The sequence below is a fragment of the Microbulbifer okhotskensis genome, assembly GCF_023895975.1.
Taxonomy (GTDB): domain Bacteria; phylum Pseudomonadota; class Gammaproteobacteria; order Pseudomonadales; family Cellvibrionaceae; genus Microbulbifer; species Microbulbifer okhotskensis.
Map to the genome: position 1 here is coordinate 1 of NZ_JALBWM010000089.1, position 17,277 is coordinate 17,277.

Annotated in this window: 14 protein-coding genes; 4 read left to right on the forward strand and 10 right to left on the reverse strand. The window is 52.1% G+C overall.

The window, feature by feature from the left end; genetic code table 11:
- Window positions 1-89: 89 nt before the first annotated feature.
- The 10 genes from MO867_RS16230 to MO867_RS16275 form a co-directional block, all read right to left on the reverse strand.
- Window positions 90-1,112, reverse strand: a complete 1,023-nt coding sequence (locus MO867_RS16230; RefSeq protein ID WP_252471017.1) for a Gfo/Idh/MocA family protein — start codon at window positions 1,110-1,112, stop codon at window positions 90-92.
- A 145-nt stretch (window positions 1,113-1,257) separates the two neighbouring features.
- Window positions 1,258-1,593 (reverse strand): TusE/DsrC/DsvC family sulfur relay protein, encoded by a 336-nt coding sequence (locus MO867_RS16235; protein WP_252471019.1) that lies wholly within the window; start codon window positions 1,591-1,593, stop codon window positions 1,258-1,260.
- A 6-nt stretch (window positions 1,594-1,599) separates the two neighbouring features.
- Window positions 1,600-1,893 carry a sulfurtransferase complex subunit TusB gene (tusB, locus tag MO867_RS16240; protein ID WP_252471021.1) on the reverse strand — a complete coding sequence of 98 codons (294 nt, stop codon included), beginning with the start codon at window positions 1,891-1,893 and terminating at the stop codon, window positions 1,600-1,602.
- A gap of 1 nt (window position 1,894) precedes the next feature.
- Window positions 1,895-2,257 (reverse strand): sulfurtransferase complex subunit TusC, encoded by a 363-nt coding sequence (tusC, locus tag MO867_RS16245; protein WP_252471023.1) that lies wholly within the window; start codon window positions 2,255-2,257, stop codon window positions 1,895-1,897.
- Between the two features lie 2 nt (window positions 2,258-2,259).
- Window positions 2,260-2,652 carry a sulfurtransferase complex subunit TusD gene (gene tusD, locus MO867_RS16250; RefSeq protein WP_252471025.1) on the reverse strand — a complete coding sequence of 131 codons (393 nt, stop codon included), beginning with the start codon at window positions 2,650-2,652 and terminating at the stop codon, window positions 2,260-2,262.
- A 65-nt stretch (window positions 2,653-2,717) separates the two neighbouring features.
- The gene (locus MO867_RS16255) at window positions 2,718-3,398 is read right to left on the reverse strand and encodes a Bax inhibitor-1/YccA family protein (RefSeq protein WP_252471027.1); all 681 of its coding nucleotides are present in this window, start codon (window positions 3,396-3,398) and stop codon (window positions 2,718-2,720) included.
- 264 nt (window positions 3,399-3,662) lie between these two features.
- Complete coding sequence (locus MO867_RS16260; protein WP_252471029.1) at window positions 3,663-6,095, reverse strand: endonuclease/exonuclease/phosphatase family protein; 2,433 nt, start codon at window positions 6,093-6,095, stop codon at window positions 3,663-3,665.
- A 10-nt stretch (window positions 6,096-6,105) separates the two neighbouring features.
- Window positions 6,106-7,368 (reverse strand): glycosyltransferase, encoded by a 1,263-nt coding sequence (locus MO867_RS16265; protein WP_252471031.1) that lies wholly within the window; start codon window positions 7,366-7,368, stop codon window positions 6,106-6,108.
- 8 nt (window positions 7,369-7,376) lie between these two features.
- Entirely contained in the window at window positions 7,377-9,620 is a 2,244-nt protein-coding gene (locus MO867_RS16270; protein WP_252471033.1) for a hypothetical protein, read from the reverse strand.
- Window positions 9,620-10,327: a TVP38/TMEM64 family protein gene (locus tag MO867_RS16275; RefSeq protein ID WP_252471035.1), complete on the reverse strand. Its 708-nt coding sequence runs from the start codon at window positions 10,325-10,327 to the stop codon at window positions 9,620-9,622. The genes MO867_RS16270 and MO867_RS16275 overlap by 1 nt, the downstream gene beginning before the upstream one ends.
- Before the next feature lie 429 nt (window positions 10,328-10,756).
- Here MO867_RS16275 and MO867_RS16280 point away from each other — a divergent pair, with 429 nt between their 5' ends.
- The 4 genes from MO867_RS16280 (at window position 10,757) to MO867_RS16295 (ending at window position 17,252) form a co-directional block, all read left to right on the forward strand.
- A complete protein-coding gene (locus MO867_RS16280) occupies window positions 10,757-12,079 on the forward strand; it encodes a TolC family protein (RefSeq protein ID WP_252471037.1) in 1,323 nt (440 codons plus the stop codon).
- Between the two features lie 3 nt (window positions 12,080-12,082).
- Window positions 12,083-13,189, forward strand: a complete 1,107-nt coding sequence (locus MO867_RS16285) for an efflux RND transporter periplasmic adaptor subunit (protein WP_252471039.1) — start codon at window positions 12,083-12,085, stop codon at window positions 13,187-13,189.
- 10 nt (window positions 13,190-13,199) lie between these two features.
- Window positions 13,200-16,880, forward strand: a complete 3,681-nt coding sequence (locus tag MO867_RS16290; protein ID WP_252471041.1) for an efflux RND transporter permease subunit — start codon at window positions 13,200-13,202, stop codon at window positions 16,878-16,880.
- A 96-nt stretch (window positions 16,881-16,976) separates the two neighbouring features.
- Window positions 16,977-17,252, forward strand: coding sequence for a hypothetical protein (locus tag MO867_RS16295; RefSeq protein WP_252471043.1), 276 nt, complete (start codon window positions 16,977-16,979; stop codon window positions 17,250-17,252).
- Window positions 17,253-17,277 lie beyond the last annotated feature (25 nt).

Consider the following 17,277-nt stretch of genomic DNA (forward strand, 5'->3'; position numbering starts at 1 on the left):
CCGACTACCAATAATCCACTAGCAAGAGCGGTTACACAGAATTGTTTACACCCTCTGTGCCCAGTTTACGGTGGCTTGAACCGGGTGATTTAGACTGCTATTCCGACTGCTTGGCAATACTGGTCGATCAATAACTGGGTTTTTTGTGTCCGCTCGATAGATTGGGACCTTTCAATATCTGCATTAGGCCGGGTCAGGCGGCAGAAATTTTCAATCATTTGTACTTCCTGCGATTTTCTAATGGGCACTTGTTGATGTTTGAATTCACCTGGAAGGGCTTGCTCGTGGCCAATAATAAACTCAGGTGTATATTCAGGATTGGAGAAAGTAATGTCATTCCTCCAATCTAAAACAAAGTCATCGAACTGGATTAGCCCACGCTCTCCATGAATATCCAGATCTGTCTGCCATACTCCAGCGTCGTATCCAAACCCGAATGTTGATGTTTGCCCACTCGTGAATTCGATCAGGCCTGCGCCGCTGACAATGGTTCCTGTTTGAGTGTCCCGCTTTATGGCCCCGGCAATCGTTTTAACCTCACCAGTAGGGCGCATAAATTCAATGATGGCACGCATAGTGTACCAACAGATATCGCCTATTGCGCCTGTGGGTTCTTGGTGCGGATCGAAGCGAATATTGTCACGGTCCATCATCGGGGTAAAAAAGGCACTGTGAATTCGGTTTACTGGCCCCAGGAACTGTGTTTGCTGCCTAATGGTTTCGGCGGTACGCGGGTGGTGGGTGAAATGAGTGGCATCCATAAATGCCAATCCTTCTGCCTGGGCTCGGGCGGTAATTCTGTTCAGTGAGGCGGTATTGAGGAAGGGTTTTTCACTGATGAGGTGCTTGCGATTGGCCAGTGCGGCGAGGCAGATCGCCTCCCGCTGGGCGGTGGGGGTTGCCACATAGATGACATCTAAGTCTTCTGCCTCTAGCAACGAATGCCAGTCTTTGTAGGCAGTTACATGATGTTCGCGGGCGAAGTCCTGAGCGTGCGCATAGTGCTTGCTGGCAACGGATGAGAGGCAGGCACTATCGGCGCGACTGATTGCTCTGGCGGTAAAGTCGGCAATCCTTCCGCTTCCAATGACTCCGAAGCGCAATTTAGACATTGGGTGACTCCCGGGGTGATCGGCTCAGGCTGGGTCAATTATTTTTTTTAGGAGTTTAGAGTAGGGGATTAGAGGTTGCTTTTGCTCGGGTATTTTAGGCGGGTAGTTGGCCAGGCTGGTGTAAGTACGCCTGGCAAGGCAGGTATTATAAACAGTGGGTCGGCTTAGGTAAGCCGGCAATTTTACTGGCCACTTTTGCTGGGCTGGGGGGAAACAGCTGCATTAAGTAGATACTGCGGCCTTTTTCTGCACCCAGATGCTGGGCAATATATTTCACCAGCGGGCGCATGGCGGGGGATAGCTCAAACTCGCGGTAAAAGCCTTGTAACAGTTCGATAATTTGCCAGTGTTCATCGGTCAACTCAATATCTTCGGCACTGGCCAGCTGAAGGGCGGTGTCCCGGCTCCAGTCGTTGAGGTTGCGCAGGTAGCCTTCTTTATCCAAAGGGATTTCTCGGCCATTGACTATTAGGTTGCTCATCTTTTGTTACCGAAACCAGCTGACTATAGGTTGATGCTCGGTACAGAGCTGCACCCAGCGAGCATCATTGATCATTTCTACCCTGTCCATAGTTGCTGCGAGCTGCTGCTGGCCTCGCGCGGCTGCGTCTGCTTCCAGGCAGTAAATTTCGGCACTTTGCAGGGTTTCCAGGGCTGGGTGGCGCAGGACGTAGGTGCCATCTTCAATCAGAAGCAGAGCGTCGCCCGATGCAAATGCTCCCAGGCATTCCTTGAGAGCGCTACTGGTGTAGGGGGATTTACTGACAATATGCAACGTCATATCAGAAGCTCAATACGGTGGGGTAAGAGGCGATCAATGAGCCGGTATCTTTTACGGTCTTGGTTTCTGCGCCGGCAACCTGGATTTGCTCCAGCGTGATTTCTCGTTCAGCGAGGCTTTTTTCGCAAACAAAAAACTGCTCGATGCCAAACATAGGCAGAGCCTGTAAATTGCGTCGCAGGCTTTTCTGGCCGATATCCGCAGGTGATTGATGGTCCAGCAATTGGAAGACGCCATCGCCGAGAAACAGCAGGTCTACGGCCTGATCCATTGCCGCCGCTGCCAGTACCGCTTCGATACCTTCCCGCGCCAGGGCATTGCCGTAGGGGGCGGTGCGGCATAGGGCCAGTGACTTAATACTCATGCTCAGCTTCCAAAAGTAATCAGGCGGTCGGAGTTGGCGACGGCATCGGTCAGCTGGCCGAGGCCTGCCAATTCAAAGCCGTCTGCCAGATTGGCTGCCGGCCTTTCCAAGCGCTCTGCCTCTCGCTGGTTGAGTACCCCGCGCCGCTGGGCTGCGGCAATACAGATCACCAGGTCCAGCTGGTGTTGCTGACCCAGCACCTGCCATTCGGCAGTCAAGTCAATTTCATCCTGGGGGGGAGCCGCGGTGGCATTGCCGTTTTGTACGCCATCACAGTAGAAAAATACCCGGTAAATTTCGTGCCCTTGTTGCAAAACGGTTTTGGCAAAGCGGAGGGCGCTGGAGGCGGACTGGGCGCTGTGTGGGGCGGAGTAAACAGCAAGGGAAAACTTCATAGGGGGCCAAATAGTAAAATGCCCCGCACGGCGGGGCATTGTGACTTGCTCAACAGGGCGGTTGCTTAGTCGTCGGAGGCGAATCCGAAGATGTGCAGCAGGCTGGTGAACAGGTTGAGGATGTTCAGGTACAGGGAAGCTGTGGCCATCAGGTAGTTAGTCTCGCCACCGTTGATGATTTGGCTGGTGTTGTACAGGATGAAACCGGACATCAGCAGAGCCACCACACCGCTCAGGGCAACGTTAAGCAGCGGTAAATGAATACCGAAAAAGCCAGCGATGATCACAGCCAGGAAGCAAACCAGTACCGCAATCAGGCCAACTGCGAGGAAGCCGCCCATGAAGCTGAAATCCTTGCGGGTGGTCAGCACATAGGCAGACAGGGCAAAGAAAACGACAGCAGTAGTACCCAGAGCCTGCATTATTATCTGGCCGCCGCCGGCCATGCCCAAGTAGTGGTTGAGCATGGGGCCAAGGGAGGCGCCCAACAGGCCGGTAAACGCGAAGACAACGCCCACACCTGCGCCGGAGTTGGCGGTACGCGGCAGAACGAACCAGATTAAGGCCAGGGCCCCGAGGGAGCACATCAGGCTCATGCCGCGGCCCATGCCGATGGACATGGAGATGCCGGCGGTGACAGCACTGAAAAGAACGGTCATTGCCAATAGGGCATAGGTATTGCGCAACACCTTCGCCGATTCCGAGCGGTCCAGTGCGCGGGTTTGTGTATAAGCTTGCGGTTGCATTTAGCGACTCCTGCTATTAGTTGATAGGAGAATCATATCGCTCGTAGTGGGGACCATCAAGTCGGGAAAACCCTTTAAGTGTCCGTCTGCGAGTCTCTATGAATTCACAAAAACCCTATATTTTCAAAGGTTTTAATCGAAGATTCTTCGCTTATTGTGGGGGCTGTGAGGCATTTTTCAAGTGATATCGCTTAGGTCGGTCTGAATTTGAGGGCACGATTCTGGTGTGGGTACATGGAGCAGCCGTAGCAAGAAGGGCGTCCTCTAAGATGGTTTTCCCCGAGTAGACAGTTCGATATCCACGATCAATGGTAGGTGGTCTGAGGCCTGTCGGGTCAGAGATGTTCTCGGCACCCGGACTTTATTCACATTGAGCCCCGCACTCAAGAAGATATGATCGATCCGTACCTTCAGGAAAGTCCCTTTGGGGGTATGGCGGGGGGCCTGTTCCTGGGCGTCCCGCAGATAGCCTCCCAGGCGCTTGCACTCTGCGGAATTGGGCAGTGCATTAAAGTCCCCCAGTAGCACTCGCTCTCCAGTACAGCGTGGATTACTGAGCCATTCGGGGCCTAGCAGGGCATCAACCTGACGCAGGCGCTCCGCTCGAGATAGCCCCAGGTGTGTATTGATGACCTGAATCGTCTTGCCATTTGCTTCAATTTCTACCCATACCGCGCCGCGAGACTCGTCGGCAGCGGGGTTAAATAGCCCCCCTTTGCCGGCAGGGGGGCCAGGTAGTATGCCTTTTTTGATCAGGTGTGCCGGTAGGTGGGTGAGGATGGCATCGCCATAGTGCTCCTCCTTCAGGCTTACCGTGGGCTGAAAGTGTAGGTCCATGGCCAGCAGGCGGGCCAGTCTTTCGGCTTGGTCGAGGCCGCCGGTGCGCTTGCGCATCACGTCCAGTTCCTGCAGGGCTACGACATCGGGTCGATAGCGGGCGATAACCCGGGCGATACGCTGAGGTGACAGCTTGCCATCGAGACCGCGGCAGCTGTGGACGTTGTAGGTCATGATACGAAGGATTTTCTGCGGCGCTTTGTGGGTCTCTACCTTCATGGGGCGTGCGCCGCGAAGGTAGGCGCGGGCAGTCGAGCGCAAGTCCTGGGGGCGCCAGTAGCCGAGTTTTGAGTCTGGCGGTTGGATATCTTCCGGCATTAGTGCGAAGGCGTGTGTTTCGTTAGGGCCCGAGCCGCCATGACTGCCGTTCTCCATGGCGAAAGTCATTGGCTGGCGCATACCGGCGCACCAGCCGTACATCATGAAGTCACCGGAATCCGGGTGTCGGCACAGACTGGCCATGTCTTCTGCGGCTTGATCCGGGTAGGGGTGTTCATCTCCCATGATCTTACGGCCATCAGCGGGAAGCGCAATAGGCCCATCCTTCCACCAACCGCGCACGGGCGAGGATGCCGGGGAGTTCGGGTCTTCCAGATAGAGCACTAAGGGTACTTTGGCCTGCTCCACCATCATCTTCGCCGCATCTGCTCGGCTTGACCCTTCAAGATCGATGTTGTAGAGCATGGCGATAGGACCGAGTGCTGCCACGGCCGTTGGGGCTGTGTCTTCACCTTCAGCCGTTTCTTGCTCAACACTATTCTTGTCCATCCACTCGCTACCGAATAAGCGGGACCTTTCAAAGCGGATTTTTTTGGGAATGGTGGTGGGCTGGATTTGTGGTGCTGATGGCAAGCTTGAAAGCGCTTCAGACAGCGCATCGCCGAGGCTGCGCCCATTGACCTCTTCGTAGGCCAGGGTTTGTTCCTGACCGTGATCTGAGAATATCCACACATCATAATGGCGGCGTTCTGAGCTGTGGGCGGCGTACCATATTCGCGCTATGGCACTGTCGATGCCCTTTAGTACCCAGTGGGCAAAAGCCGATTTGGGGCCGCGCCGGTGGGATTGCTCATCGTAGCCAAGAAGATTGATATAAATAATTGGCAGGCCTCGGGTGATATCCACCTTGACCCCCATCGTGCAAAGCTCGCGGGTGAGAATAGTGATGGCGACCCGTGTTGGGATAAACATCAATTCCTTAAGCAGGTTTTGGCCGGCAATAATTCCACGGATGCAATCGATCACCGACAGGATCAGTTCAATAATAATCAGGCCGGCTGTGCGAAACAGGCTCCAGATATTGGTGATGATTAATACGGCAATTGTCATTGGGCTCGCTTTGCGTAGGGCGGGCCCCCAGCCCTGGTCTGCCGGGCAAAAATGTGCTTCGCCAGTTTTAGTCCCGGCCTTAAACAGGCTGAGGTAACAGCTCCCGCCTCTTAAGAGCGGATCGCGTTGCTGGGTATTGATTCTTTTTTCTACCAGCGCGGCAACTTCTGGATCGTACATGCGCCCGAGCTTTTGTGTTTCGTGAACTAAAAAACCAAAAGCGGGTACGGCCTGTCGTACGCCGTAAAAAAGTTCTGCTTGCACTGCTGGAGTAGTTGAGGGCACGCCCGGATACATATGTTCCAGACGATAGTGCTCTTTTCTGATCAAGCGTTTCAGAAATGGCATGCGCCCGCGTGCGAGGGCTTTCAACAGCTCGGGATAGGCCAGTCCGTCGATCTGAATCAAAACCAGGCCGGGGGCATGGGAGCTTTGCTGGCTGGTGGATAGGCCGAGAAGGTGAGTAATCCACTCACTGCGGCTGAAGCGGCGACGCCAGCGCCTGATTGACAGTCCGATACGGCTTAGCATTGTTGCTGGTTCATAGCCTGTCAGACTGATTCAAGGCGGCTCCGGCGGCTTCGGTAAAGCCTTCGAAAATTTCCCACTGAGTGCTGATTAATTTTCCTTTCCTTATACACCGGGCATAAATTGAATTGTCCAGCGGCCAACTGTAGCGGACCAATGGCAGGTAAAGATCCAGTGCACGCTGGGCGCAACTCTGCATGGAAAAGTCCTTGGCAGTTGAACGAGCTTCGGCAATCAGAGCTCGACGGTGGATGGGTAAGAGTTCATGTAGCCAGCGTATAGCGGCAGTAAAATCGGTGAGGGTTTCTTTAGCAACAAGGCGACCGTTGAGGCATTGCCTTAGCATGTCTCTTGTTCCGTTTGCTTCCAGGGCAATTACTGGTACGCCAGATGCCATTGCTTCGGACAAGACCAAGCCTTGGGTTTCTGTGGTGGAAGAAAATAAAAAAGTATCCATTGCACTGTAGATATCCTGGCGCGCATTGCCGATGACTTTTCCCGGCATATGCACACGCGATATTAGATTCCTGTCTAAGAAAAACTGCTGCAACTCGTTTTCCATGGGGCCGCTGCCGGCGAGGATAAAGTGCGCAGCTGGTTGTTCCTGCAGGAACGTAGCGACGGCCCGGCACAGAAAAATCAGATTTTTCTCCTGTCCGAATCGTCCCAAATGCCCCAGAACAAAAGCTGTGGGGGGAATCCCAAACTGCCGCCTGATTTTATCGCCGCAACCGTGGATATACTGCTCTGGACGCACGCCTGTGGGCACCTCGGCGATTGGAGTCTGCACTCCGCGCTGTCGCAATAGCTTCACGATACTCAGACTCGGGGCCAGCACCAGGGTGGCTTTGTTGGCATAGCGGGTGGCCACTTCCACTACAAAGCGTTTGAGCACTTGTGAATTTGCCAGCAAATTGTGAGTGTAATGCTCGTACAAGGTGTGGTGAGTGAACACCAGGGGCAGCTCTCGTTCCCGAGAAATTCGCAGAGCTGTCAGGCCTAAAAGAAATGGGTGGTGAGCGTGGATGATATCTGGGCGAAATTCGTCTAGCGCCTCATTGAGCACACCTGAAAACGGGAGCGCCATAGAAAAATCGGTGCCATTAAAATTCTGGATAGCAGGTATCCTCAGGACATGCTCTTCGCCAGTAATCTTTTGTGCGAACTCAGGCGCTATCACAAGTACTTTGTGACCAAGCTTTCGGTATTCGTCGCCGAAAGCCGATACGGAGTGTGCCACGCCACCAACGTGGGGTAGGTACGTATTAGTCAGCATGACAATATTCACTGAGCGTTCAACTCCACACTGCGAACCCCCTCAGATACCAGGACAGGTTTGAAGCCGATAGGTTTAACGGCAATTGCCGGAGGCTTACCATGCCAATCGGCGGCCCAGGTGACCTTGGGCGTGGTCCCAGGGTTAATTTCCAAGGTGATGAGCCCAAACCGGGTAGGGGCGGGGCCAAAACGGATGGGCTCTTGTGAATCGGTTTCCTTGAGCCACTCCGGCGGTAGGCCGGAAATAAGAACCAGCGCGTCTTGTTCCTCGCGGACAAAGCAGTTGCGTTGCATCGCCACCCATTCAGCGGCTGCCCAGGCGTGTTGGCCATCCCCCATACAGCCACCCAGAGAGTGGGGGTGGATGGCTTCGGGCCACTGCCCTGTAGGCGATGCCAGATCTGCCACACTTCGCATCAACGCTAGGCAACGTGGGTCTCCGGCGCGCAACAGTACCTGGGCAATATGCAGGGTGAGGTAGGCATTGATGCCTGAGTGGATCATATCCTGGAAGAAGCCACCGCTGACGAAGCAGTTATCCATCAGGTACTCGGTAAGATCCTGAAGGCGCGGATCATCGGGCGGATACAGTTGCAAAGGATAACCGGCGGCGATAGAACCAATGGCCCCAGCATCCAGTCGGCGGTTTGGCGATGCGGGCATGGCAGCACGGCCCAAACGCTGCTGTACTCCCTGCAGGCTGTTATCGATAGTGCGCTGAAAATCATTGGCGGCGGTCTTGAAGCGGTGGGCATCATCATCCATACCCTCGCGGGTACAAATGCTTGCGGCGCTGTGAAGACCGGCAACGCCCCAGAAGTCGTCCCAGTAGTAGCAGTCGTTGGGCCCCAGATGCTCGGCACTGAAACCGGCTGGCAACAAGCCGCCACAAAGACTGCCATCCATCGGCAGCCGCTTGCCGATAATCCACTTGGCACCTTTCACAATGGGTTCGCACCAGGCCTGTTTTAGGGGCTTGTTGGCCTGTTCGCAATAGAGATTGAATATCCACAGAGCTTCGCCATTGGAATCCCACTCGCCATCTTGGGAGTGGAAGAAACCATCCCGCTTTTGTCGGTGGGCAAACTGGTCCAGGGCTCTCTCCGCACGGCTGATCAGCCCGGCAAAGAGCAGTGATTGGATCATAAAAGCGGCATCCCGGAACCAGAAGCGCTTGTAGGTATAAGGCCCGGGATAAACATCTTTGGGGGAGTGCAGGATTAATGTGCGAATGGCAGAATCATAGAGAAACTGAAATTTGGCATCTGGTATAGTAAGTGCGCAGTGTCCCTCAAGGGCCTTCTCCCAGCACACCGATGATTTCTGTGGCGGCTCTTCGATAGCCAGTGGAATAGAGACATCCACCACTCGCGGCTTGCGATCTTCGATACGGAACATGGCCGCAGCAGAGGCCATACCTACATTGCACAATCCTTCCCGGCGGCATTCCTCATCCCGCAAGTGCAAGTAAATATCGCCGCCTTTGTAATTGGAGGCCAAATGCTTGTCGACCGGTTGCCCAAACTCCACAGCGGGTTTGTCTTCAATAAGCCAACGGCGGCCGCTGTCATCCAAGCGCACCTTGTGCACAAAGCTGATGCCCTCGGGATTGCAGGGGCGCAATACCACCATCAGCCAGCCCCCGCCTGGGCATTGCGCATTCAGCTTTAACACGCAGCGTGGGCGCCCTTTTAATAGCTCCGCAGATATGTGATTGCGCAGCTTCATACCCTTGTGATGGGACTCGGTGACCACCGCGATATTGTCACCGAGTTCTTGGTGCTGGTTGCAATACTTAAGGGTTGAAGGGATCAGTTCTGCACCCTGGTCACTGATTACCCAGGTATCAATGGACCAGCCGTCATAGTGCGGCGTGAGCAACCCGCGAGGGTCCACCACGGGAAGCTCTTCGCAATCCGGGACCCCCACCGCAGTCCAGTTACGGTGGCTGAGATTACAGTGGCTGATGGAAAAGGCCCGAGGAATAAACGACTTGTCATAGGGGTCGAACTGACGCTGAATCCAGTAGGGCCATACCCAGTCCAGGTTATGCTGAATCACTTTGCTGTTAATCAGTGCGCGGGCGTGGAATACGGCGCCTGCCCGCAGTAACTCTATGGGTTCGCTGACTTCTGAAGGCTCTGCAAAACGTTGCAGGCGCGCGACCAGTGTGAGTGGATCGAGAAAACCATGAGCGGTGGCAAAGCGGCGCACGAAAAAACGCCAAGGTAGCCATTTCATCCAAGGCATTACAGATCCTCTTCTTTCATAATTCTTTTCAGTGCACGACGAGCCATACGTGTGAGCCCGATCAACGCGATGACGGCAAGGGCAAAACCCGCAATATAGAAGCCCCATTGCACCGGCGTCCGTCCCTCGACCTTGCCCAGGGATGTCAGGTCTGCGGCGATTGAGCCGATGTAAACGTTGTGCAATGTGAGCGGGATGACGCCGAGTGCATTGCCAAGGATAAAATCCCGCAACCGAACCGGAGTCAGCCCAAAAAAGTAGTTCGATAATTTGAAGGGAAATAAAGGAACCAAGCGGGTCAACATGATCATTTGCCAGCCTTCACGGCGAATGACTTCACCGACAGTGGCCGGCTTGATATGCGACATAACCCAGCGGGAGGGCTTCTCCCCCAAGAGGTAGCGAGCAATAAGAAAAGCCAGGGTCGCCCCCAGTACGGTGCCGGCCAAAACCAATAGGGTTCCTTTGATCACGCCAAATACAAAACCCGCGCCCATTGTAAAAATTACGCCGGGAAGAAGGAAAATAATGGCGGCAGCAACAACCAGAATAAACAGTAAGCTGGTTTGCCACCCCCGATCATTGAGCCACTGCATCAGCTCAATCACCCGATCATCCAGGTCAAAATAAAACAACAAACTGAGTGCCCCGACCACACCGATGGTGCATGCCGCAATAATTGCAATAGGAAGAAATTTCACCGCCATAGGGTCATCCACGGAACCAAAGAAGCACGGTTTTGATTGCCGCCATTTCTTAGCCTAGCTAAAGGACGCCGACAGGTGATACTTCATTTTGGCGGTGCAGGGGCTGTTTTTGCGGACTCCACCGTAAATTCAGGCTCACACGGCGCTTTCTCAGCAGCCTGTTAATGGGGTGAGGGGAGTTGAGGGTGAGGACTGAGAAGTCAAGCTTGCAGAAAATAAAGCCACAAAGGGGATGCTCAGTCGCCAAAGATTTATATAAAAAACTTCGCGTTTATGAATTAAGTAAATATCGGCGAAGTTTAAAATCAGGATTCCGCCAGACTGGACACGCCAGCTCAGCCTATGGCTGTCAGCAGATATACTTACTCGATCTTTAAATTATTTGCGAAGTGAGCAGATTTGAATTGTTGCTGGAAACAGGGGTGACCGTTGTTCGAGTGCGCACTCGCAATATTACTGACTGGCGGTGGAGCCTGGGGTTATGCCAGTGAGCCGGTGTTGACGCTGGAGGAGGCGGTCGATCTTGCGGTGACGGAAAATTTGCGGGTTCAAGTGGCAGCACTGGAGGTCAATGAGGTTTGGGATGACGTGGAGGCTCTAAAAACGCGGCGCTATCCACGCCTGGAAATGAAAGCGGGTATCATCGACAACCTGACCCGGCAAAAATATACGTTTGATCGTGGAGTCTGGGTACAAAACTCTCCCGTTGGTCCTATCCCCCCTCGCAATATTGAAATCACTTCAGAAGAGGGTGTCACCAAGGCCTTTTCTGTGGGGGCAACCCAACCCATAACCCGCTTGTACACCATAGAACTGGAGATTTGTGAAGGGTATGTGGTTACCGAGATGGCGGAGGAGAAGGTTCGCCTGGTACAGCAGGATGTGGGTTATCTCACCAAGGTGCAGTATTACGAGATTGGTAGAATCCTGGGTGAATTGCAGGCTGTCGATGAAGCCATTCTTTTTTTGTCCTCCCTCAATGAGCTGGTGGGGAATTACGTGGCCCAGCAGGTCGCCTTGGAATATGAGCTTTTGGATGTGCGCGCGCGGTTAGCTCAGCGCAAGCTGGAGCGGCAGCGGCTTGTGGATGAAATGGAAACGACGAAGGAGCGTTTAAACGCACTGATGGGCAGGTCTGTGGAGACTCCTTTTAATATTCAGGGGCTGCCGAATCCTCATCAGGTGACTTTTGACGTTGAAACTTCGTTGGGGTTGGCCTTTGAGCAGCGTCCCGATCTGATTGAATCGGAGCTTTCTATTGAACGAGCAGAATATAGCTACGATGTTAAAAAATCAGAATATATTCCCGAAGTGGATCTTAATATTGAATATATCAAATTGTATGACGTCAGTTTAATTCCTGATGCGGAAGCATATGTTTCATTGGAAATGCGGTGGGAGTTTTTTGACTGGGGCCGAAAGCGTGATGAATTGGCCAGTCGAGCCAGCAAAATTATGGAGGCGGAAAAAAAGACGGGGGAAGTAAGGTATCGAATTGAAATAGAGGTGCGTGACAGCTTACGTCGCTTGCGTACGTCCCAGGAATCGGTAGGCGTTGCGCGGCAATTACAGGTCGCCTATCGGGAAAAAGTACGTGTGATGATGAATCGATATCGCGAACAATCGGCTCTTTTGACAGATGTTCTTGAAGCAGAGAAACAGCTTGATCGAGCAAATAGTGATTACAACCGTGCAGTACTCTCGGTGTGGGGGGCGCTGGCGGAATACGAAAGGTCCGTAGGCGAGGTGTGATAAATGCGCTTTATCCGCGTCTACCTTACCGTCTTGTTAATCTTGGCTGGTTGCCACGGTGAGCCTCCCAGCAAAAAACCGACGCCGGTCGAGGTCTTTGTCGCTCACGTACAGGCTAGTGCGGCCGGATATCCCTATTCTGCAGTAGTTAATCCCTATACCCGGGTCGAAGTGGCATTTCGCACTGATGGCTATGTCCAGGCTATCCCCCAGCGCAAGGCACTGAAGCAAACCCGAATTCTTCAGGCGGGTGACTATGTTCGGGATCAGGAAATTCTCGCCAAGATTAATGATGAACAGTACCGGGATCGCGTGGTGGAGGCGGCTGCGAACGTCAGTAAAGCGGAGGCTGTGCGACGTAAGGCGGATCTTGATTACAAGCGCGCGACCGCTCTTTTTTCCACCGCCAGTATTACCGCACCGGAATACGATTCGGCACGAGAGGAGTATGAGGTCGCACAAGCCAGCGTGGTGGGCACTGAGGCGCACTTGGATCGCGCCAAAGAAGAGTTGCGGGATACCGTACTGAGATCACCTCTTACCGGAATAATTTTACAGCGAAAAATTGAAGTGGGCACTTTAGTTCGCTCGGAAACAGTTGGTTTCGTAGTGGCAGATATTTCTCGAGTGAAGGTGGTGTTTACCGTACCTGATGTAGTCTTGAGTTACGCCCCCCTCGGGAGTGTGGTTTCCCTTCGCACCGAATCACTACTGGACAGAATTTTCAAAGGGATGATTACCGAAGTTTCTCCCATGGCAGATTCCCGTACACGGGTATTTTCGATAACGGTTACCGTCGATAACCCCCAGGCTTTGCTCAGGGTTGGAATGGTTATGTCTCTGACTCTGGATAAGTTGCGAATACCGCGGAATCGCGTGGTAATCCCCTTATCCTGTCTTGTGGCGCATCCAACAGAAGAGCAAGGATTTGCGGTCTTTGTACTGGTACCTGAAAAGGACAGTTTGAATGTTCAATTGAGAAGAGTGCTTCCTGGGCAAGTAGTCGGAAATAGCGTTGTGATACAGGAAGGGTTGACAATTGGAGACCGGGTCGTGTCCACAGGAGCGGCACAATTAAGAGATGGTGAAGCGGTAGTCGTTGTGCCTTGAGGGCTAGGAGATGGCAGGTCAGGACGAGAAAGAGCGCGCAGAGATTGTTGAGGCGGAGAGTCACCACCGCTTTAACACGGCACGTTTCTTTGTAGATAACCCCAGTATTTCCAGTGTGTTATTAGTGACGGTTATGTTGTGGGGGTTGTTTGCCTATCTAATGATGCCTAAAAGCAAAGACCCAGATATCCCTGTACGTATCGCTATGGCGACGACGCAGTGGCCAGGGCAGAGTGCAATGAGGGTCGAGGAGCTGGTCACCCGCAAAGTTGAAGAGGCCATTGCTCAGAGTGAGTATTTGCATGAGCCTGACTCGAGAACCTTTGGGATAAAGTCTCTGACGCTTAATGGCGTGTCAATGGTCCAGGCACAGCTGGCCCCGAAAACTGATGTCACCAAGGCATTTAACGATCTCAATCTTAAGCTGATTGATGCACAGGATCAGTTACCCACTGGAGCGGGCAGAATTTCCCTTAATTCAGAGTTTGGTGATACGGCAGCAGTGCTGCTGGCCGTGGCAAGTCCCCGTGTGGGCGCCACGGATATCACCCTTCGTGCGGAGGATATTCGAGAGGGCATTGCGGAAATTCGCGGGAAGAAACCGAGCCGTGTTGAGCGAGTGAGTATTATGGTGGCACTCCCCTTGTCGCAGGCGGAGACATACTCCTCATCAGGGTTGTGGCTCTTTGCTGACTGGCTCAGAGCGGAAGGCTATGGTTCTGATTTTGAAGTGCTAAATGGTTCTGGCTATATGGGGGTGGATTTCGCTTCGAGTCGAAGTGATAGCGATTTGCTAACTGTAACAGACCGTTACTTAACGGATAAGTTGAGCGCACAGAGATTTTTCCCCGATGCCTGGAAACCTTTTATTGTACGTGATATCGCCAATACGCGGGCGCAACTGGCTAAAGTGGCCGGTGCCAAATACAGCTATCGGCAGCTCGACGATTTTTCAGACCTAATTGCTTCCAATATTAGAGCGATTCCGGAGGTGAAGAGGGTACTCCGTTCCGGTGTGCTAACTCAGGAAGTTAATTTGGTTTATTCCCAGGAGAGATTGGCATCTTATGGGCTGCGACCGGATATGATCGCCCCAATTCTGAATGCCCGCAATACCACCATTCCCGGCGGCACAATTCTCGCGGATAATATGGACATCGCCATAATGCCCAGTGGTGATTTTATCAATCACCAGCAAATTGCTGATGTCCCCGTAACGCTCAGCCATGAGGGCACACCTATTTATTTGCGTGGGATTGTGGATGTCATTATGGGGTACCAAACCCCTCCGCCACTGCTTAACTATTATTTGAATCGGGGGAAAGATGGCCAATGGCAGCGCAGCCGCAGTATCAATCTCTCTGTGCAGATGTTGGATGGCAGGCAGATAGGTCAGCTTGGTCGGGATCTGGACAAAGTGCTTGAGCGAGTCAAGGTTGATTTACCTAAAGATCTGATTATTGAGCGAGTGTCGGATCAGCCGCGCCAAGTCAGGGAAAGTGTCAGCCTGTTTTTAGAAGCGTTGGTCGAAGCGATTATCCTGGTAGTCATTATTGCCTTTATTGGATTTTCTGATTGGCGCTCTGCCGTACTTTTAATGATCTCCATTCCTATTACGTTGGCAATGACCTTTGGCTTTATTCAGGCGATGGGAGTAGATATTCAACAGGTTTCCATTGCTGCACTGATTATTGCATTGGGCCTCCTGGTCGATGATCCGGTCGTTGCCAGCGATGCTATCAAGCGACAGATGGCCGCAGGCAAACCCTCATTGATCTCCGCTTGGCTGGGGCCAACGCTATTGGCAAAAGCGATTTTCTTTGCGACTTTAACTAATGTTGTGGCCTATTTGCCATTCCTTTTGCTAACCGGTAATCAAGGGGATTTTTTGCACAGTCTCCCCATTGTCATGGCCTGTGCGTTGGTGGCATCGCGTATAGTTTCAATGACCTTCCTTCCGTTTCTCGGAAATTCCATTTTACGTCCACCAGAACGGGCGGAGAGAAGTTTGGAAACACGACGAAAAGAAGGGTTGACAGGCCGCTACTACCGGGCCGCGAACTGGGCTATTGATAATAGAAAAATCGTGTTATTAATTGTTTTGGCTTTACTGGTTCTGGGAGTAGTTATTAAATCACAACTTAAAAATGCATTCTTTCCCGCGGATGTACAATATCTCTCCTACGTGGATATTTGGCTGCAAAATGATGCCAGTATTAATGCAACTAATACCGTGGCGAAGTCTGCTGAGCGGGTAATCATGGAAACCATAGAAGAGTATCAGCGCAAGCACCGAAAAGCTAAAGATAAGCCGATTCTGGAAGCGCTAAGTACGACTCTGGGCAGTGGTGCACCACGTTTCTGGTTCACCATTAATCCGCAACAAAAACAGCCCAATTATGGTCAAATCATCATTCGCCTGAGCGATAAAAATTTGACCCCGGTACTCACACCGATGATCCAGCAGGCGCTAACCGCTAATATTCCTGGGGCCTATCTGGATGTCCGACAACTGCAGACAAGCACGGTCACTTATCCCTTCGAAATAAGGGTTTCCGGTCGTGTGACTGTAGGTTCGGAAGAGGAGCAAGAAGATATAGCCCTTTTGCGTCAATATGCCAGTAAAGTCCGTGATATTGTTGAGAGATCTTCCTATGCTCGAACGGTTCGTTCGGACTGGGCCGGTGAAAGCTTGGTACTAAATATGAATGTGCTCGAAGACCGAGCCAGTATGTCGGGGGTTACGAATGCTGATATCGCATTAGCGTCATCGACCGGATTCACGGGTACAGCAGTGGATACTTTGCGGCAAGGGGATAAAGAAATCCCGATTGTTGCACGATTGCGTCTGACAGAGCGGGGGCAGCTGCAAGACGTCAATAATCTCTATATCTTTGCGGCGGATAGCGACGTCCATGTGCCACTCAGGCAGGTGGCAACCACTTCGATTGATTTTTCGACAGAGCGCATTAACCGATTGGAAAAATTCCGCACAATTACTGTGTATGGATTCCCTTATGCTGGATTTGTTTCATCAGACATAATGGCAGATGTAGGAAAAGATCTAAAAGAATTTTCGAACTCCCTACCTAGTGGTTATCAGTTGCAAACTTCTGGCGATGCAGCGAGTTCTCAGCATGGTTTTATTCAACTTCTAATGATTATGGCAGTTTCCTCCAGTGCTATTTTTCTCGCCTTGGTATTTCAATTCAGCAATTTGATAAAACCGCTGGTGGTTTTTGCCACGGTGCCGCTGGGTATGGTAGGTGCGCTTGTTGCACTTTATATAACCGGTCAACCGTTTGGGTTTATGGCCTTTTTGGGAATCGTAAGCCTGATAGGTGTAATCGTCAGCCACATTATTGTTCTGTTTGACTTTATTGAGCTGCGCCACTCTGCGGGAGATCCTTTCCGAGAGGCGTTGCTAGACGCGGGTATCCTCCGCCTGCGACCTATTTTGATCACTATTGCAGCGACTACTTTTGCATTGGTGCCACTGGCGATTCATGGTGGCCCTTTATGGCGCCCGCTGTGTTTTGCGCAGATTGGAGGATTAATTTTAGCGACTTGCGGCACACTATTTCTGGTGCCAGTAATATATACAATTATGGTTGAAGACTTGAAATGGATTCGTTGGAAAGAACGCAAATCTATGAAGGGACGTGACCCCAGCGATTTAGTGGCTACTTAGAGATCTGTGAAAATGAATTGTCGTGTGGTGCTACGCAAGTTGGTGGCCAGGGGCTATGTTTTGACCCAACAATCGTGATGAATAGGAAGATTTTGTATGCGTCTATTGATGAAGGTTCTGATGCCAGCAAAGGCCGGCAATAAAGCTATTGCTGATGATAGTATGTCGGTGGCAATCAATAATTTCATTGCTTCCGCAAATCCAGAGGCTGCCTATTTCCTGCTGGATCAAGGTAAGCGAACAGCTTTGTTTATTTTTGAAGAGAAATGTCAGGATCAATTAATGGTGTATAACGAAAGGTTCTTTGTGGTGTTCGATGCTGAGATTTGGATTACCCCTGTAATCAGGGCTGTCCCATATAAATCAGCTTAAATCGTGACTGTAATTATCTTGTCTA